Consider the following 18,260-nt stretch of genomic DNA (forward strand, 5'->3'; position numbering starts at 1 on the left):
CGACCGCAGCAGCACCCCGGATCCCCCGATCCGGCAGGCCCCGGGCCGCCCGCGTGCTGGCCCACCCGACACGCCTGCCCCACCGACGCCCGGTCCGCCCCGCGGCATGCCGGCCGCCTCGGCATCAGGCCCCGGGGGAATGGGGGCCGGCCGCCGGTCGTTACACCTGGACCCGGCGCCGCAAGGCAGCCGACCCTCCTCTTCTTCCCCCGTTGTTCGTTGTTCGGGCGCCTCGACGTGGTGCTCGCACACCCCCTGCCATCCCCCTCCGGCGGATGTGGGACGTGTGCCGACCCCCGGATAGGAGACACCCCCATGAACACGACCATCCTGCGTAAGAGCGTCCTCGGCATCGCCGGACTCGCGTTCGCCGGCGGCCTCGCCGCCGGCCCCCTCCACCACGCCATCGACACCGGCACCGGCACTGTCGACGCCCGTCCGGTCGCCGCCGCACAGGCCGACACGACCACCGACGCCGGGAAGCTGATCCCGCACGGTGTGCAGGGCACACAGTCGCGTATCGATCTCGACGCCGAGCAGACCGCCAACGCCAAGGCCATCATCGCCGCCACGAAGAAGACCGGCCTCGACGAACGCGCCGCGGTCATCTCGATCGGCACCGCCCTGCAGGAGTCGAAGCTGCAGAACCTGGGTCACCTGGGTGACCGCAACGACCACGACTCCCTCGGCCTGTTCCAGCAACGCCCGTCCAGCGGCTGGGGTTCGCCGGAGCAGATCACCGACCCGCAGTATGCGGCGACGGCGTTCCTCAAGGGCCTCCGACAGGTCGACGGCTGGCAGGACATGCCGCTGACCGATGCCGCCCAGACGGTGCAGGTCTCCGCCTACCCCGACGCGTACGCGCAGTGGGAGCAGCAGGCCGCCGACCTCGTCGCGCAGCACTGGAACAACAGCTGACACCACACACATACACACACGCCGCCGGCCGGGCCCCGACAACAGGGGCCCGGCCGGTGGCGTCTTCACCTCACCCAGCCGAGTGTTAGGAAGGGGCCCCTCCTATACAGAAAGCGTTAACAAGGTGCCCTTCCTTGCACCTCAGCAGAGGTGGCGCAGGAGGGTGGCGGCGCGGCCCGGGTCGAAGGCGTCCGGGTCGTACGCGTCGCCGGCCCAGTCCCGCAGCCGTTCGTGCTCGGGGTGTGCGGGGTCGGCGAGCGCGGCCAGCAGCACCTGGTGTCCGGCCGGACCGCCGACGTCCTCCGGCGGACAGGCCCGCTCGCCCGCCAGGCAGGTCGGGTACCGCTCGTCCGGGTCGGCGGTGACGGCGTCCTCGACGACGATGTCGTGCTCCCACCAGTCGCCGAAGTCGTAGGTGTAGTGGAAGCGGCTGCCCTTGCCGACGACCGCGTCCAGCCGGACGTCCAGCTCGTCGCGCACGGCAAGTTCCCCGTCCGGGTCGGGCTCGGCGTACTGCGTGCCGTCGATCTCGAACGAGTGCAGGTGGCAGTCGCGCCAGCCCATCGCGTGCTGCACGACCCGGTGCAGCCGGTCCAGCGTGTAGCCGGCGGGGACCAGCACCCGCCGCCAGACGAGGGGGTGGACTCCGGCGAGGGACACCTTCAGCTGGAATATCTGACGTGGCATGTGCTGCCCCCTTCCATCACGACATAGGCTGCCGGCATGATCTGCCGAGCCTGCCGGGAACGGCGGCACGACGAATGCCCGGGCCGGAAGTGGTGCGACTGCCAGCACCGTACCCCCGAACCCACCCCTCCGGTCACGGGTCCGGCCGGCGAATGAACGCCGAAGCCGCGATTTCCCGTCTCTGGCCGGCCCCGTCGGCGGCCCCGTTGGACGACACGGAGCTGACCGCGCTGTACGGCCGGACGGACCGGCCCCATCTGCGGGTGAACTTCGTGACGAGCGTCGACGGCGCGGTCTCGCTCGACGGCTACTCGGCGGGGCTGTCCGGCGTGCCGGACAAGCGGGTCTTCGGCCTGCTGCGGATGCTCTGCGACGGGCTGCTGGTGGCCGCCGGGACGCTGCGCCACGAGGGGTACGGCGCGGTGCGGCTCGACGCGGCGCGGCGGGCCTGGCGGCGCGCCCACGGGCTGGCCGAGTATCCGACCCTGGCGGTGGTCTCCGGCTCGCTGGACCTGGACCCGGCGCAGGCCGCCTTCGCCGACGCACCGGTGCGCCCGGTGGTGCTCACCCACGCCGCCGCCGAGGCGCCGCCGGGCCTGACCGAGGTGGCCGACCTGGTGCGCTGCGGGGCCGACCGGGTGGATCTCGCCGCCGGCCTGGCCGAGCTGCGCCGGCGTGGCCTCTCGCAGGTGCTCTGCGAGGGCGGCCCGCACCTGTTCGGCGCGCTCACCGCCGCCGACCTGGTAGACGAGGTCTGCCTCACGGTCGCGCCGCTGCTCGCCGGGGCCGGGCCGGGGCGGATCGCCGCCGGGCCCGCCAGCGGGCACCGGGAGCTGCCGCTGCGGCACGTGCTGGCCGCCGCCGACGGCGTGCTGATGCTCCGCTACGCCCGCGAAGCCCAAGCTAACGCCAACACCGAAGCCGAAGCCAACGCCGAAGCCAACCCCGACGCAGCCAACGCCGAAGCCAACCCCGACGCAGCCCCGGCCCCGGCCGCCGCTTCGTAGGCAGGGCGGGGGCGCGGGGCCGGGGCCGCGGGCGGTTCCGGCACGGCGGGGACGTCGCCGCCCCCGCCGTACTCCGATCGGGTCAGGCGACCTTGACCGCCGTCCAGGCGGCGGCGACGGTCCGGTACTCGACGCTGCTGGCGCCGTACAGGTCGGCGGCGGCCGACAGGGTGGCGGTGCGGGCCCCCGAGTAGTTGGTCCGCGAGGTCATGTAGGTGGTCAGCGCGCGGTACCAGATCGCGCCGGCCTTGGCGTTGCCGATGCCGGTGATGGTGCTGCCGTCACAGGTGGGGCTGTTGCCGTACGCGGACGCGCCGCTGCCGACGGCGAGCAGGTAGAAGAAGTGGTTGGCCACGCCGGAGGAGTAGTGCACGTCCTTGAAGCGCAGGGTGGTCGACCAGCAGTCGGCCGACTTGCCGTCCTTCGAGGGCTTGTCCATGTAGCGCAGCGGCGTGCTGCGCAGCTTCTCGCCGATGAGGTAGTCGCCGGGGTCGCTGGCGTTGGCGGCGGAGAACTCCACGAGGGTGCCGAAGATGTCGCTGGTGGCCTCGTTGAGGCCGCCGGACTCACCGCTGTAGACCAGGCCGGCGGTGTTGCTGGTGACGCCGTGGGTCATCTCGTGGCCGGCGACGTCGAGGGAGGTCAGCGGGGCGAAGCCGGAGCCGCCGTCGCCGTAGGTCATGCAGAAGCAGGAGTCGCTCCAGAACGCGTTGGCGTAGTTGGTGCTGTAGTGCACCCGGCTGTAGGCGGCGACGCCGTCGTTGCGGATGCCGTTGCGGCCGAACGTGTTCTTGTAGTAGTCCCAGGTGACGGCCGCACCGTAGTGGGCGTCGGCGGCGGCGGTCTGCCGGTTGGCCGTGGTGCCGTCGCCGAAGACGTTGGTGGCGCTGGCGACGAGGGTGCCGGTGCCGCTGGTGGAACCGTTCAGGTCGTACGTCTTGTGGCCGCCGCGGGCGCCGTCGACGAGCTGGTACGTGCTGCCGGAGGCGGTGGTGCCCAGCGGCACGCTGCCGGAGTGGAGGGTGTTGCCGGTGCCCTCGCGCTGCACGCCCTCCCAGGAGCTGCGGACCCCGCCGGTGGCGGCGTCGACGAGCACGTGCAGCTCGCTGGGGGTGCCGTCGGCGTACACACCGCCGACGACCACCTCGTAGGCGAGGGCGGTGCGCGCGCCGTCGGCGTCGTACACGAGCTGGGTGCCGTCGACGCGGCGGGCGGTGGCGGTGGAGGCGGCGAGGGCGGCGCGGCCGGCGGCGGCCTCGCCGACGGCGGTCCGCGCGGAGCGGTCGGCGCGGCGCGGGGCGGCCGTCAGGGTCTGGCTGGCGCCGTGCCAGGCGCCGCCCTTGCCGAGGTGCACGACCAGGTCGCCGCCGAGCACGGGCAGCCCGTCGAGGTAACGGTGCAGCCGGACGTGCTCGGTGCCGTCGGCGTCGGTCGCGACGTTCTTCAGCGTGAAGCTCTGCCCGTCGCCGGCGAGGGCGTCGCCGGCGTGGGACTTCAGCTGGGTGACGGCGCGGGTGAACGCGTCGGCGGAGGGGGCGGCGGCCGGGGCGGCGACGGCCGCGCCGGGCACGGCGGTGGCCAGCAGCGCGGCCGAGGCCAGGCCCGCCAGGACAGTGGTACGACGCATGAGGCTCCTGCCTTCGATCGACGGCCGGTCGGAAGGGGGTGCCGACCGGCGGTGACCCGGCGGTGGTGGCCGCCGGGCCGGCCCACGGCCCGCAGGTGGCGGGCCGCAGGGGCACACCCCGAAACATCGACGTAACGAAGATCCTCGATGAGTGCCGGTGTCATTGTTGCGCCGAGCAACCGGTTCGTGTCACCTCTGCGACGAGAAATTTTGCGACACCGTGCGCGTTCGGAGGAATGCGACGAGTGATCGCGTACCGGGCGGAGGGTGGCGTCCGCCGCGTCGCGTGGCAACCTGTCACATCCCTGCGGCAGGATGCTCTTCGTGTGCCGTGACCGAGACGACCAGCTGACGGGAGCGGGCCGATGACCGAGAGCCTGCCGATCACCGACGACGGGTCCGCCGGCCCCGGCGAGGGGGTCGGCCGCGTGCTCGGCACCGCCGACGCCACCCCGCTGACGTTCTGGACGGCCGTGGCCCCGGGCAGCTACCTCCAGCTCGACGACGTGGTGGTGACCCGCCGCGAGATGCCCGACCGCGAGCCGGTGACCATCGCCGGGGTGGTGACCCAGGTGCGGGCGCGGCACGAGGGCGCCCAGTTCGACTCGGACGTGTTCGCCATCGCCGACGGCACCCTGCCGGCGATGGTGCAGGAGGCCGCCGAGATCACCACCACCCGGGTCGACCCGGAGGTCTACGTCCCGCCGACGCCGGGGGCGGTGGTGCACCGGGCCGAGGGCGACGCGCGGGCCCGCGCGCTGCACTTCGACCGGATGGAGCGGCGCATCCCGATGGGCATGGGCCGCGACGGGGTGCCCGTCTACCTCAACGCCGACTTCCTCGACGGCACCCGGGGCGCGCACGTCTCCATCTCCGGCATCTCCGGGGTCGCCACCAAGACCAGCTTCGCCACGTTCCTGCTCTACTCGGTCTTCCGTTCCGGGGTGCTCGGCGGCGACGCGGTCAACGCCAAGGCGCTGATCTTCAACGTCAAGGGCGAGGACCTGCTGTTCCTCGACCACCCCAACACCCGCCTCGACGACGCCACCCGCGCCGGCTACGCCAGGCTCGGGCTCAGCGCCGGGGCGTTCCCCGACGTGCGGGTCTACGCCCCGCCCCGGGTCGGCGACTCCTCCGGCACCCCCGACGTGAGCAGCCGGCTGACCGGCGTGGACAGCTTCTACTGGACGCTGAGCGAGTTCTGCGCCGACCGCCTCCTGCCGTACGTCTTCGCCGACGCCGACGACGAGCGCCAGCAGTACACGATGGTCGTCCACTCGGTCGCCGCCCACCTGGCCCGCTACGCGCAGCCCGCCGACGGCGGGGTGAGCGTCGACGGGGTGCGCCTCGGCTCCTACACCGACCTCGTCGACCACATCGTCGAGCAGCTCAACGACGACGAGACCCGGGGCGACTGGGCCGGCAGCGCCGTCGGGCTGGGCACGGTCAACGCGTTCGCCCGGCGGCTCATCGGCAGCAAGAAGGACCTGGGGCGGCTGATCCGGGGCGACCTCGCCACCCGCCGCCCGCACAGCATCAACACCAGCGAGTCCGCGCAGGTGACCGTGGTCGACCTGCACAACCTGCCCGACCGGGCGCAGCGGTTCGTCGTCGGCGTGACCCTCAAGAGCGAGTTCGAGCGCAAGGAGAAGGCGGGCACGGCCAAGCCGCTGCTCTTCGTCGTCCTCGACGAGCTCAACAAGTACGCGCCCCGGGAGGGCTCCTCCCCCATCAAGGAGGTGCTGCTCGACATCGCCGAGCGGGGCCGCTCGCTCGGGGTGATCCTGGTCGGCGCGCAGCAGACCGCGAGCGAGGTGGAGCGGCGCATCGTCACCAACTCGGCGATCCGGGTGGTCGGCCGGCTCGACCCGGCCGAGGCGTCCCGCCCGGAATACGGCTTCCTGCCGCCGGCCCAGCGGCAGCGGGCGCTGCTGGCCAAGCCGGGCACGATGTTCGTCAACCAGCCCGACATCCCGGTCCCGCTCTGCCTGGAGTTCCCCTTCCCGGCGTGGGCCACCCGGGTCTCCGAGGCCGGTCGCGCGCCCTCGGAGACGCTACGGTCGATCACGGGGGCGGCCGACCCGTTCGCGGTGGTCGGCTCCGGCGGCGGCACGAGCGACGACGACATCCCGTTCTAGGGGGCAGTCATGAAGATCCTGCACACCTCGGACTGGCACGTCGGCAAGGTGCTCAAGGGGCAGTCCCGGGCCGAGGAGCACAAGCAGGTCCTCGCCGGGGTGATCGAGGTCGCCCGCGCCGAGCGCCCCGACCTGGTGATCGTCGCCGGCGACCTCTACGACACGGCCGCGCCCACCCCGGAGGCGACCCGGCTGGTCACCCGGGCGCTGACCGCGCTGCGCCGCACCGGCGCCGACGTGGTGGCCATCGGCGGCAACCACGACAACGGCCAGGCCCTCGACGCGCTGCGGCCGTGGGCCGAGGCCGCCGGCATCACCCTGCGCGGCGGGGTGCGGGAGAACCCCGACGAGCACGTCATCGACGGCACGACGGCCGGTGGGGAGCGCTGGCGGGTGGCCGCGCTGCCGTTCCTGTCCCAGCGCTACGCGGTGCGGGCCGTGGAGATGTACGAGCTGACCGCCGCCGAGGCCACCCAGACGTACGCCGACCACCTGGGCCGGGTGCTCGGCCGGCTCACCGAGGGCTTCGGCGAGCCCGACCGGGTGCACCTGGTCACCGCCCACCTCACCGTGGTCGGGGCGGCCACCGGCGGCGGCGAGCGCGACGCGCACACCGTCCTGGGCTACGCGGTGCCGGCGACGGTCTTCCCGGGCACCGCCCACTACGTGGCGCTGGGCCACCTGCACCGGTCGCAGCGGGTGTCGGGGCCCTGCCCGATCCGCTACAGCGGCAGCCCGCTCGCCGTCGACTTCGGCGAGCAGGAGAACGTCCCGTCGGTGACGGTCGTCGAGGTGACCGCGACCAGCGCGGCGCGCATCCGGGAGGTGCCGGTGCCGGCGGCGGTGCCGCTGCGCACGGTGCGGGGCACCCTGGCCCAGCTCGCCGAGATCGCCCCGCCGGAGGGCTGGCTGCGGGTGTTCGTCCGCGAGCAGCCCCGGGCCGGGCTGCGGGAGGAGGTGCAGGAGCTGCTGCCCCGGGCCCTGGAGATCCGGATCGACCCGGAGCTGGTGCCGGCCCCCGGCAGCGGCGCCCGCACCGCCCAGCGGGCCGGCCGGTCGCCCCGGGAGCTGTTCGCCGACTACCTCGACAGCCGGGGGCACGCCGACGCCGACGTCCGGGAGCTGTTCGACGAGCTGTTCGAGGAGGTGGACCGCTGATGCGCCCGATGCGGCTGGACATGGCGGGCTTCACCGTCTTCCGCGACGAGACCACCGTCGACTTCACCGACGCCGACTTCTTCGCCCTCGTCGGCCCGACCGGCTCCGGCAAGTCCACGGTGCTCGACGCCATCTGCTTCGCCCTCTACGGCACGGTGCCGCGCTGGGGCGGGACGCGAGGGCTGGGCAACGCGCTCGCCCCGTCCGCCACCGAGGCGCGGGTGCGGCTGGTCTTCGAGTCCGCCGGGGACCGCTACGTGGCGACCCGCGTGGTGCGCCGCGACGGCCGGGGCAACGTCAAGACCGCCAACGCCGGGTTGCAGCTCATGCCGCCCGGGTTCGACGTGACCAAACTGGACACCGGGCTCAGCCCGGAGGACCTGGGCGAGGTGGTGGCCGGCACCCCGGCCGAGATGGACCGGGCGGTGCTGGAGGCGGTGGGGCTGCCGTACGACCAGTTCACCAGCTGCGTGGTGCTGCCGCAGGGGCAGTTCGCCGACTTCCTGCACGCCAGGCCGGCGACCCGGCAGCAGATCCTGGTGAACCTGCTCGGCCTCGGCGTCTACGAGGAGGTGCAGCGGCGGGCCACCGAGCGGGCCGGGCAGGCCGAGGCCAAGCTGGAGGCGGTCGACCGGATCCTCGGCGGGCTCGCCGACGTCGACGACGCGGCGCTGGCCGGGGCGCAGGAGCAGATCGGGCGGGCGCACGAGCTGGCCGAGGCGGTCGCGGCTGCCGTACCGGAGCGGGATGCGGCCCGGGCGGCGGCGCGGGACGCGCACGCGGCCCTGGCGGCCCTCGACGCCGAGCTGGCCGTGCTCGACGCGGTGCGCGCGCCGGGCGGGGTGGCCGAGGTGGCGCGGGCGGTGGCCGACGCGCGGGCCGGCGTCGGCGAGGCCGCGGGCGCGGTGGCGCTGGCCGAGGAGCGCGAGGAGAAGCTGCGCGGCGAGCTGGCCGGCGCGGGCGACGAGAGCGCGCTGCGGCTGCTGCTGAAGGCGCACGCCGACCGGGACCGGCTCGCCGGGCAGGCCGGGTCGGTGGCCACGGCGGTGACGGCCGCGCAGGCCGAACACGACGCGGCGGTCGCCGCGCTGGACGCGGCGCGGGCGGCGGCGCAGCGGGCCGAGGCGGAGCTGGAGGCGGCGTTCCGGGCGCACGAGGAGGCCAAGGCCACCGACCAGGCGGTGGCGCTGCGGGCGCACCTGGTCGACGGCACGGCCTGCCCCGTCTGCGAGCAGGTGGTGCCCCGGGTGCCGGCGGTGCCGGCGGGTTCGGCGGTGGCGCGGGCCACGGCCGCCGGGAAGGCGGCGCGGGCGGCGGCGCAGGCGGCCCAGCGGGTGGTGCAGGAGCGCGACGCGGCGGCCCGGGACGTGGAGCGGGTGCTGCTGCGGGCCCGAGCCGAGCACGACCAGCTGCGGGGCCGGCTGGCCGAGCTGGACGACCAGCTCGCGGGTGCCGCCGCCCCGGCGGCGCTGCGGCACGACCTGGCCGAGCACGCCCGGCTGCGCAGGGCCCTCGACGACGCGGCGGGCGCGGTGCGGGCGGGGCGCGACGCCGCCCGGCGGGCCCGGGGGGCCCTCGACGCGGCCGAGGAGCGGCTGCGCGGCGCGTGGCGGGACTTCGACGCGACCCGCGACGGGCTGGCCCGGTTTGGCCCGCCGGCCGCCGACCGGGACGACGTCGCCGCGGCCTGGGCGACGCTGACGGGGTGGGCCGGCGGGGAGGCGGCGCGGCGGCGCGCGGACCGGCCGGGGCTGGCCGGGGCGGTCGCCGGGGCGGAGGCCGCCGTGGCGGCCGTGCAGGACCGGATCGCGGAGATCTTCGCCGCCGCCGGGCTGGCCGCCACCGACGACCCGGTGCGGGCGGCCACCGTCGCCGTGGAGCGCGCCGAGGCCGCCCACCGGCGGCTGGTGGAGCGCCGCGAGCAGGCCGCCGAGCTGCGCGAGCAGCGGGCCGGTCACGAGCGGCAGGCCCGGGTGGCCCGGGCGCTGGCCGGGCACCTGCGGGCCAACAACTTCGAGCGCTGGCTGCTGGCCGAGGCGCTGGACCTGCTGGTCGACGGCGCGTCGGGGATCCTGCGCGAGCTGTCGGGCGGCCAGTACGACCTGGTGCACGACAAGGGCGAGTTCTTCGTCGTCGACCACCACGACGCCGGGCTGCGGCGCGGGGTGCGCACGCTCAGCGGCGGGGAGACGTTCCAGGCGTCGCTGGCCCTGGCGCTGGCGCTGTCGGAGCAGCTCGCCGGGTTGTCCACCACGGCGGCGAGCCTGGAGTCGATCGTGCTGGACGAGGGGTTCGGCACCCTGGACGCGGCGACCCTGGACACGGTGGCGGCCACCCTGGAGAGCCTGGCCGCCCGGGGTGACCGGATGGTCGGCGTGGTCACCCACGTGCCGGCGCTGGCCGAACGCATCCCGGTCCGGTTCGAGGTTCGCAAGGACGCCCGCACCGCCCGGGTGGAACGGACGGGCCTGTGACGGGGCCGGGCGGGGGCGCTCCGACCGGTCGGGGGCCGGGCGGGGCGGGGCCGGGCGGCGCCGATCCGGTGGGCGAGGCGCCGGAGCTGTTCGTCGACGCCTGGGATCCGGGCTACGGCGCGTCCTTCGAGGCGGTGCCGGGCGGGCCGGCCACGCCGAGCCGCCAGCAGGTCGACGCGGAGGTGGAGCTGCCGGCGGTGGACTGGCGGGCCATCGACGTCCGGCCCGGCGTCCGCGCCCCGGACGTGGTGCTGCTCGTCGACGGCGTACGCCGGATCGACGCGAGCGTGTGGACGGCCGAGGCCGACGGGGCGTCGTTCCCGGGCGTGGCCGCCTCGTACGCCGCCGGGGTGGTCCGCTGCGACCTGGAGCGGGGCGCGGCGCGGCTCGCCGGCACCCAGGTGCGGCGGGGGCTGTTCACGGCCAGCCCGTCGGCCCGGGAGGTGCGCGCCGGCACGGTGCGCTACCCGGTGCACCGGGTCGGCGGCACCGGCGAGCTCAACAAGCTCCAGGCGGCCGTGCAGGGGCCGCTGACCGCGCTGGAGGTGGAGGTCTCCGGTGCGGCCCGGGTCGACGGGGACCTGCTGGTCGTCGACGGCCCGCTGCGCAGCCGTCGGCAGTTGCCCCGCACCCTCGGGTACGTCAAGACCCAGCACAGCCAGTATCTCGACGCCCGGCTGACGGCCGTGGTGACCGGGCTGCGGGCCGGCCAGCGGTCGCCGGTGTTCCGGCTCGTCACCGCCTGGGGCGGCTACTCCTGGTATCTGCGGCTGCCCGTCTCCGGGGGCGCGCCGTGGGCCGGCATCGTGCGGGTGGAGTGCTCGGCCGAGTTGGCCGAGTCCGAGGCGTTCGCGCTGGCCGACCTGTCGCTGGTCACGCTGCCCCGGTTCGCGTCCACCCCGTACAAGGACCCGCGCGCCCCGCAGAACCTCGTCCCGATCGCCGGCCTGGAGCGCCGCCTGCGGGCGCTGCTGGGCGACGCCCGCCTGCTGCACCGGGCGCTGACCGCCGCGGCCCGGGGCCGCGGTCCCCGCGTCTGATGGGCCGCCGCCGGGACACGGGCCGGGTGACCGCGCGGGTCGACACCGGCGAGGCCGAGCTGGTCCCGGACGCCGACCGGCCGCGGTCGTTCACTCTGCTGCTCGACGGCGCGCCGCAGTCGCACGTGGACCTCGCCGACCCCACCCACCTGGAGTTCGAGTACGTCCGGCGGCTCGCCGCCGCCCTCGACCTGGTCGCCCCGGCGGGCGCGCCGCTGCGGGTGCTGCACCTCGGCGGCGGGGCGCTGACCCTGCCCCGGTACGTGCAGGCCACCCGCCCCGGCTCCACCCAGCGGGTGTCCGAGGTGGACGCCGCCCTCGTGGAGCTGGTCCGTCGGGAGCTGCCCTGGCCGGCCGACCCCCGGCTGCGGGTGCGGGTCGCCGACGCGCGGGCCACCCTGGGGTCCACCCGCGACGCCAGCTACGACGTGGTGGTCGCCGACGTCTTCGCGGGCGCCCGCACCCCGGCGCACCTGACCAGCGTGGAATACGCGGCCGAGGTGGCCCGGGTGCTGACCCCCGGCGGCTGGTATCTGGCCAACGTCGCCGACGGGCCGCCGCTGCGGCACGCCCGCGCGCAGGTCGCCACGGTCCGGGCGGTGCTGCCCCGGGCCTGCGTGGTGAGCGACGCGGCGGTGCTGCGCGGCCGGCGCTACGGCAACCTGGTGCTGGTCGCCGGCCGGGTGGACCCGCCGGTGCCGGAGCTGACCCGGCGGGCGGCCGGGGACTGGTTCCCGGGCCGGGTGCTGGCCGGCGACGAGCTGGACCGGTTCGCCGGCGGGGCGGCCGTGGTGCGCGACGCCGACGCCACCGACTCCACTCCGCCCCCGCCGGGAATTTTTTCGGTGCGCCGTTGATCCGCTGGGCTCCCCGGTGCGTATCACCGGGCGGCCATGCCCGGTGGGGGTCGGGCTGATGTCATCGGACACCCGGAGGTCTGCATGCATGCGGTGGCGGCCGGCTGGCACGGCGACGCGGTGAGGGTGGACTGGATGTCCGCCCGCGCGCAGCCGCAGTCCCGCGCGTCGAGGTCGACCCGGGGGGTCGACGTACGCCCCGCCGATGGCCAGAATGGCCCGGTGTCTCCGAGATCAGCACCCGGGCGGCACCAGGCCGTGTCCACTGAGACCAGCCACTCCGACCAGTTGATCCGGCTGCTCTACGCCGAGCACGCGGGGCCGCTGCTGGCGTTCGTGATGCGGCTCACCGGCGGGGACCGGCAGCGCGCCGAGGACATCGTGCAGGAGACGCTGCTGCGGGCCTGGCGCAACGCCCACCGCCTCGGCGCGCAGGGGCAGGGGTCGCTGCGGCCCTGGCTGGTGACGGTGGCCCGGCGGATCGCCATCGACGAGCACCGCAGCGAACAGGCCCGCCCGGCGGAGACGTACGACCGGGACCTGACGGCCTTCGCCGAGTCGGACAGCACCGACCGGGTGCTGCGCACCATGACGGTGGCCGACGCGCTGCGTACGCTGAGTCAGTCGCACCGGGAGATCCTGGTGGCGACGTACTTCCGGGGCCGGACGGTGCCGGAGGCGGCGGAGGAGCTGGGCCTGCCGCTCGGCACCGCCAAGTCGCGGGTCTACTACGCCCTGCGCGCGCTGCGCACGGCCCTGCAGGAGAGGGGGGTGACGGAATGAGCCGGGCAGATCACATGGACGTCGCCGCGTACGCGCTGGGCGTGCTGGACGAGCACGACACCGAGCGGTTCGAGGAGCACCTCGCCACGTGCTGGGCGTGCGCCGCGGAGCTGGAGACGATGGTTCCCGTGGTGGGGCTGCTCTCCGACATCGACGGCGAGACGATGACGGCCCTGGAGCAGACCGCCACCGACCCCGCCCTGCTGGACCGGACGCTGGTCGCGGTACGGGCGCACCGACGGCGGACCCGGTTCCGGCAGATGCTGGCCAGCGCCGCCGCCGTGGTGGTGTTCGGCGGGCTCACCGGCGTCGGCATCGCCAGCGTCGCCGGCGGCGGTGAGACGCAGCGGATCGGCGCGCAGCCGACGGCGCCCACGACGCTCGACGGCACGCCGAGCCCGGGGAAGAGCACCGGCCCGAACGACCCGGGCACCGGCGGCAACGAGCAGGAGGGCGAGCCGTTCACGGCCGTCGACGCGTCCACCGGCGTGCAGCTCAACATGTGGCTGATCTCGAAGGACTTCGGCACCCGGATCGACTTCCAGCTCAAGCGGCTGCCGGGGCCGCGCACCTGCCGGCTGATGGTGGTCCGCAAGAACGACACGACCGAGGTCCTGTCGACCTGGTCGGTGCCCGGGGGCGGCTACGGCACCACCACCAATCCGCTGCCGCTGGAGCTGAGCGGGGCCACGTCCGTGCCGAAGGACGACATCGCCAAGGTGCTGGTGCAGTCGGTGGACGCCAGCGGCGTGGCCAGCCCGCTCGTGCAGGTGCCGATGTAACACGCGTACCCGAAATCGGCGTCGGTCGCTGTCGCGGCCGGCGCCGTTTCGGCGTTTCCGCAGGCCGCCGAGGGGTTGTCCGGCGGTACGCGCGGCGGCCGGGAATGGTTCAACCGAGATAAGTGAAATTGACCACTGTTATTCCTTCAACCTTGACAGCCAGCCGATCCGTACTAACCGGCGAACTGCAAAGAATGAGGAGGGCACGTGGCACAGCTGAAGCGGACCGTCATCGTCGCAAGCGCCATGGTCGCACTTACGGCCTGCGCTCCCGCAGGCTACAACGGGGCGAACTCGGGCGCGGCCGAGCCGGTCGCCGTGGCCGCGGCCGAGCCCACTGCGGCAGTGGAACCGGAGGCCTCGGCCTCCCCCGACGCGGCGGCCACCACCGCGGCCCCGGACGCCGCGCCGCCGGCCGACGTCGAGCTGACCGACCAGCTCGTCGGCAAGAAGGTGGCCCGGATGGGCAAGGTGGTCACCGACGAGGAGGGCTGGGTCCTCTACCGGTTCGACAAGGACTCCGACGACCCGCCCGCGTCGAACTGCGTGGACAAGTGCGCCGAGGTGTGGCCGCCCGCGCTGACCGACGGCAGCCCGCAGCTCAGCGGCGTCTCCGACGACAAGGTCGGCACCATCACCCGGCAGGACGGCACCCGGCAGATCACGCTGGGCGGCTGGCCGCTGTACCGCTACATCGGCGACAAGAAGCCGGGCCAGTGGAAGGGCCAGGGCGTCGGCGGCACCTGGTTCGTCGCCCAGCCCGACGGCAAGAAGAACCTCGAGTGCCTGCCGACCGGCACCCCGAAGGCGGTCGCCCCGCCGTCGGCGGACGACTCGGGCTCCGGCGACTCCAGCTACTCGTACTGACGGACCCGGTGGTCGGTCGCGGCCGGGGAGGGCACGACCGACCACCGCCGTGAACCGGACCGGCGTACCGGCAACGCCGCGTCCCGGCCGCGGCGCCGGCCCCCGACAGGGCGGCCGGCGCCGCGATCGCCGGACCTCCCGGAGCGGAGGAGGGCGGCGGGCGCGCTGACGCCAGCAACCGCGCCCGCCGAGGTCCCCCCACCCCGCACCCCACGGCCGGCTCCGGCCGCTCCGCTCCGGCAAGGAGGCACCGCCGACGTTCCCCACGTCGGCGGTGCCGCTCTTTGCGCGCCGTCCACTCCCCCGCGCCGCGCCGGCCGGGGGCGTGGCAGAGTGACGGCGTGAGCGAACCCTCCGCCCGCCGGGCGCTGCGCCCGCCCGCCGGCTACCGGCTGGCCGCGTCGGTCCGGCCGCTCACCTTCAGCACGTACGACCCGTGCGCCCGGATCGCCGCCGGCACGTTCTGGTGGGCGGCCCGCACCCCCGCCGGCCCCGCCACCCTCGCGCTCCGCCCGGCCGCCGCCGGGGAGCTGCTCGCCGAGGGGTACGGCCCGGGGGCCGACTGGGTCGTCGAGCGGGCCGACGCCGTCGCCGGGCTCCGCGACGACCTCACCGGGTTCGCCGAGCGGGCCGCCGCGCACCCGGTGGTGGCCCGGCTGGCCGCCCGGCACCCCGGGCTGCGGATGCCGGCCACCGGCCAGGTCTTCGCCCGGGCGCTGCGGGCGATCCTGGAGCAGAAGGTCACCGGCACGGAGGCCTACCGGGCGTACGCGGCGACCGTGCGCCACTTCGGCGAGCCGGCGCCCGGGCCGATGCAGCCGCTGCTGCTGCCGCCCGACCCGGCGGCGGTCGCCGCCGCGCCGTACTGGGTGTTCCACCCGTTCGGGGTGGAGCAGAAGCGCGCCGACACGCTGCGCCGGGCCGCCGCCGAGGCCGCGCGGCTGGAACGCTGCGCCGACGCCGCCGAGGCGACCCGCCGGCTGACCGCCGTGCCCGGCATCGGGGCGTGGACGGCCGCCGAGGTGGTGCGGATCGCGTACGGCGACCCGGACGCGGTCAGCGTCGGCGACTACCACGTGCCGAACACGGTGGCCTGGGCCCTGGCCGGCGAGCCGCGCGGCGACGACGCCCGGATGCTGGCGCTGCTGGAGCCGTTCCGGGGGCACCGGGGGCGGGTCTGCGTGCTGCTCGCCGCCGAGGGCGTGCAGGCCCCGAGGTACGGCCCGAGGATGCCGATCCGCTCCTTCGCCCGCTACTGACCCGACTGCCAGCTGGAGGCGGCGGGACGGTCAGGCGGTCGCGGCGGGGCGGGGCGCACAGGCGGGCGGGGCGGTCAGGCGGGCGGGGCGGGGCGGGCGCACAGGCGGCGCAGGGTCCGGCCCAGCCACCAGGCGTACCCCCGTTGGAAGGCCCGGCCGGCGGGCCCCGCGGCGCGCATGAACCAGCGGTCCGGCCGGCTGAACGCGCGCACCTCGAACCAGACGGCGCCGGAGTCGTCGCGCTCCACCACGAACGCCTCCTCGCCCCGCGCCGGGTGGCCGGGCAGCGTGCCGTACCCGAAGCCGGCCCGGCGCTCGTCGTCGGCCGCCCAGACCACCTGGCACGGCGCGGCCAGCCGCAGCGGGCCGACGCCCAGCCGGGAGACGACGGTGACCCCGGGTGCGGCGCGGGGCGCGGTCGCGTCGATCCGGACGCCGGCGGCCCGGTGCAGCCGCCAGCCCAGCACCGCCGCGCCGGCCGCGTCGAAGGACCCGACGGGCAGCGGCACCCGGTGCCGGACGTGCCGCCACCCGGCCGGCAGCTCACCGGCGCGGGTCGCGCCGGGGTGCGGGTAGGTCAGCTCGGGCACGGCGGCGGCCTCCTCGCGTGGGACACCCGCCAGGGTACGGCCGCCCGGGCCGGCTGTGGTGAGCTGGCCCGGTGACCGATCACCTGACCATCGCCCCGGCCGGCTTCGCGGACGCCGGGGAGATCCTGACCGTGCAGCGGGCCGCCTACGTCACCGAGGCCCAGCACTACGGCGACCCGTTCCTGCCGCCGCTGGCGGAGACGCTCGACGAGGTCCTGGCCGTGCTGGCCGGTCCCGCCACGGTGCTGGTCGCCCGCGCGGGGCACCGCCTGGTCGGGTCGGTCCGGGCCCTGGTCGACGACGCCGGCACCGCCCACGTGGGGCGGCTCGCGGTGGCCCCCGACCAGCAGGGCCGGGGCGTCGGCGCCCGGCTGCTGGCCGAGGTGGAGGCGGCCTGCGCCGGCCGGGCGTCCCGGTTCGCCCTGTTCACCGGGGCGGCCAGCGAGCGGAACCTGCGGCTGTACCGCCGGCACGGGTACGAGATCGTCGGGCACCGCCCGGACGCCAACGGCATCGCCCTCGCCGTGCTGGAGAAGCGGTCGGCCGGCGCGGCCGGCGGCGACGCCTGAGCCGGGGTCGCCGGTCAGGCGGCCTCGCGGAGGTCGGCCAGGGTCAGCGGGGTACGGCGGCGCAGCAGCTCCTCCAGCTCGGCGACCGTGCCCACCTCGCCGAGCACGTCCTTGCCGCCGCCGAAACGGGCCGGGTAGCGGCGCACCAGGCGGTACCGGTAGCGCCCGTGGATCAGCTCGACGCTGACCCGCCAGCGCCCGCAGCACCCGCAGACCCACTCCCGCACCCACTCCCGCACCCGGCGAAGGTAGCTCCGAGCTGGGCGAACGCCATCCGGTCGCGCGGGCGGGGACGGGACGCGCGGGGACACGCCGTCCCCTCACCGCCGGTGATCCGCCTCACGACTGTCGGTGGCGTCTGGTTGACTGTCGCCGTGGACCTGCCGATCAACCCGCCGGTCGAACCGATGCTGGCCAAGGCCGTCTCGCGGCTGCCCACCGACCCCGGCACGACGTACGAGCCGAAGTGGGACGGTTTCCGTTGCATCGTCTTCCGCGACGGCGACGAGGTGGAGCTGGCCAGCCGGGGCGGCAAGACGATGACGCGTTACTTCCCCGAGGTGGTCGAGCAGGCGCTGCGGCAGCTCCCCGAGCGCTGCGCCGTCGACGGCGAGCTGATCGTGATCCGCCGGGACGGCCCGGACGGGCAGCCCCGGCTCGACTTCGAGCTGCTCGCCCAGCGCATCCACCCCGCCGCGTCGCGGGTGAAGCTGCTGGCCGAGACGACCCCGGCCGACTTCGTCGCCTTCGACCTGCTCGCCATCGACGACGAGCTGCTGACCGCCCAGCCCTACCCCCAGCGCCGGGCCCGGCTGGAGCGGGCCCTGGCCGGGGTGCGCCCGCCGGTGCACGTCACCCAGGTCACCACCGATCCCGAGACGGCCCGCCGCTGGTTCGACGTGTTCGAGGGCGCCGGGCTCGACGGGCTGATCGCCAAGCCGGCCGACCTGCCCTACGAGCCGGGCAAGCGGCTGATGGCCAAGGTCAAGCACGCCCGCACCGCCGACGTGGTGGTCGCCGGGTTCCGCTGGCACAAGACCGGCCCGGTGGTCGGCTCGCTGCTGCTCGGCCTCTACGACGACGACGGCGTGCTGCACCACATCGGGGTCAGCTCCTCGTTCACCGCCGCCCGCCGCAGCGAGCTGCTGGACGAGCTGGCCCCCTACCGGGAGGTCGGCCCCGACCACCCGTGGGTGCACGGCGACCACGAGCGCGGCCAGCGCATCCCCGGCGGGGTGAGCCGGTGGACGGGCACGAAGAACCTGGAGTGGGAGCCGCTGCGCCCGGAGCTGGTGGCCGAGGTGGGCTACGACGCGATGGAGGGCGACCGGCTGCGGTACACCGCCCGGTTCGTCCGCTGGCGGCCCGACCGGGACCCCCGGTCCTGCGGCTACGACCAGCTCGACCGCCCGATCCGCTACGACGTCGACCAGGTCCTGCGCGGCGATCCGGCGGCGACGGCCGAGCCCACGCCGGGCCGGGCGTAGCCTGAGGCGTCGACACG

The 18,260-nt window shown here is 75.6% G+C and carries 16 protein-coding genes and 1 pseudogene; 13 read left to right on the forward strand and 4 right to left on the reverse strand.

The window, feature by feature from the left end; genetic code table 11:
• Positions 1-315 precede the first annotated feature (315 nt).
• Entirely contained in the window at positions 316-918 is a 603-nt protein-coding gene (locus tag LPA42_RS27325) for a hypothetical protein (RefSeq protein ID WP_077936840.1), read from the forward strand.
• A gap of 141 nt (positions 919-1,059) precedes the next feature.
• Here the strand turns inward: LPA42_RS27325 and LPA42_RS27330 are convergent, their stop codons facing one another.
• Positions 1,060-1,605, reverse strand: a complete 546-nt coding sequence (locus LPA42_RS27330) for a plasmid pRiA4b ORF-3 family protein (RefSeq protein ID WP_077936839.1) — start codon at positions 1,603-1,605, stop codon at positions 1,060-1,062.
• A gap of 152 nt (positions 1,606-1,757) precedes the next feature.
• On the opposite strand from LPA42_RS27330, the pseudogene LPA42_RS27335 reads away from it, so the two are divergent.
• Positions 1,758-2,501: pseudogene (locus LPA42_RS27335) on the forward strand (pyrimidine reductase family protein); the annotation flags it as partial.
• Positions 2,502-2,694: 193 nt separating this feature from the next.
• Here LPA42_RS27335 and LPA42_RS27340 read toward each other — a convergent pair.
• A complete protein-coding gene (locus LPA42_RS27340; RefSeq protein WP_077936837.1) occupies positions 2,695-4,239 on the reverse strand; it encodes a M4 family metallopeptidase in 1,545 nt (514 codons plus the stop codon).
• A 383-nt stretch (positions 4,240-4,622) separates the two neighbouring features.
• On the opposite strand from LPA42_RS27340, the gene LPA42_RS27345 reads away from it, so the two are divergent.
• The 9 genes from LPA42_RS27345 (at position 4,623) to LPA42_RS27385 (ending at position 15,597) form a co-directional block, all read left to right on the forward strand.
• Entirely contained in the window at positions 4,623-6,377 is a 1,755-nt protein-coding gene (locus tag LPA42_RS27345; RefSeq protein ID WP_074479420.1) for an ATP-binding protein, read from the forward strand.
• Between the two features lie 9 nt (positions 6,378-6,386).
• Positions 6,387-7,535 carry an exonuclease SbcCD subunit D gene (locus tag LPA42_RS27350; RefSeq protein WP_077936836.1) on the forward strand — a complete coding sequence of 383 codons (1,149 nt, stop codon included), beginning with the start codon at positions 6,387-6,389 and terminating at the stop codon, positions 7,533-7,535.
• Positions 7,535-10,009: an AAA family ATPase gene (locus LPA42_RS27355; RefSeq protein WP_077936835.1), complete on the forward strand. Its 2,475-nt coding sequence runs from the start codon at positions 7,535-7,537 to the stop codon at positions 10,007-10,009. Before LPA42_RS27350 ends, LPA42_RS27355 begins: the two co-directional genes overlap by 1 nt.
• A 68-nt stretch (positions 10,010-10,077) precedes the next feature.
• The gene (locus LPA42_RS27360; protein WP_043962564.1) at positions 10,078-11,049 is read left to right on the forward strand and encodes a hypothetical protein; all 972 of its coding nucleotides are present in this window, start codon (positions 10,078-10,080) and stop codon (positions 11,047-11,049) included.
• Positions 11,049-11,906: a spermidine synthase gene (locus LPA42_RS27365; protein WP_043962563.1), complete on the forward strand. Its 858-nt coding sequence runs from the start codon at positions 11,049-11,051 to the stop codon at positions 11,904-11,906. The genes LPA42_RS27360 and LPA42_RS27365 overlap by 1 nt, the downstream gene beginning before the upstream one ends.
• Positions 11,907-11,990: 84 nt before the next feature.
• Positions 11,991-12,689: a sigma-70 family RNA polymerase sigma factor gene (locus tag LPA42_RS27370; RefSeq protein WP_043962562.1), complete on the forward strand. Its 699-nt coding sequence runs from the start codon at positions 11,991-11,993 to the stop codon at positions 12,687-12,689.
• Complete coding sequence (locus tag LPA42_RS27375) at positions 12,686-13,471, forward strand: anti-sigma factor (RefSeq protein WP_077936834.1); 786 nt, start codon at positions 12,686-12,688, stop codon at positions 13,469-13,471. Before LPA42_RS27370 ends, LPA42_RS27375 begins: the two co-directional genes overlap by 4 nt.
• Before the next feature lie 207 nt (positions 13,472-13,678).
• Complete coding sequence (locus LPA42_RS27380) at positions 13,679-14,338, forward strand: lipoprotein (RefSeq protein ID WP_043962560.1); 660 nt, start codon at positions 13,679-13,681, stop codon at positions 14,336-14,338.
• Positions 14,339-14,679: 341 nt separating this feature from the next.
• Positions 14,680-15,597, forward strand: a complete 918-nt coding sequence (locus tag LPA42_RS27385) for a DNA-3-methyladenine glycosylase (protein ID WP_077936833.1) — start codon at positions 14,680-14,682, stop codon at positions 15,595-15,597.
• Between the two features lie 74 nt (positions 15,598-15,671).
• Here the strand turns inward: LPA42_RS27385 and LPA42_RS27390 are convergent, their stop codons facing one another.
• Positions 15,672-16,187 (reverse strand): DUF1990 family protein, encoded by a 516-nt coding sequence (locus LPA42_RS27390; RefSeq protein WP_228986954.1) that lies wholly within the window; start codon positions 16,185-16,187, stop codon positions 15,672-15,674.
• A gap of 71 nt (positions 16,188-16,258) precedes the next feature.
• Between LPA42_RS27390 and LPA42_RS27395 the strand changes: the two genes are divergently transcribed.
• Positions 16,259-16,756, forward strand: a complete 498-nt coding sequence (locus LPA42_RS27395) for a GNAT family N-acetyltransferase (protein ID WP_077936830.1) — start codon at positions 16,259-16,261, stop codon at positions 16,754-16,756.
• Positions 16,757-16,770: 14 nt separating this feature from the next.
• Here the strand turns inward: LPA42_RS27395 and LPA42_RS27400 are convergent, their stop codons facing one another.
• Complete coding sequence (locus LPA42_RS27400; protein WP_043962555.1) at positions 16,771-16,983, reverse strand: hypothetical protein; 213 nt, start codon at positions 16,981-16,983, stop codon at positions 16,771-16,773.
• 147 nt (positions 16,984-17,130) lie between these two features.
• Between LPA42_RS27400 and LPA42_RS27405 the strand changes: the two genes are divergently transcribed.
• Complete coding sequence (locus tag LPA42_RS27405) at positions 17,131-18,243, forward strand: ATP-dependent DNA ligase (RefSeq protein ID WP_077936829.1); 1,113 nt, start codon at positions 17,131-17,133, stop codon at positions 18,241-18,243.
• Positions 18,244-18,260 lie beyond the last annotated feature (17 nt).

The sequence above is a fragment of the Micromonospora sp. DH13 genome, from assembly GCF_020873825.1.
GTDB lineage: Bacteria > Actinomycetota > Actinomycetes > Mycobacteriales > Micromonosporaceae > Micromonospora > Micromonospora haikouensis.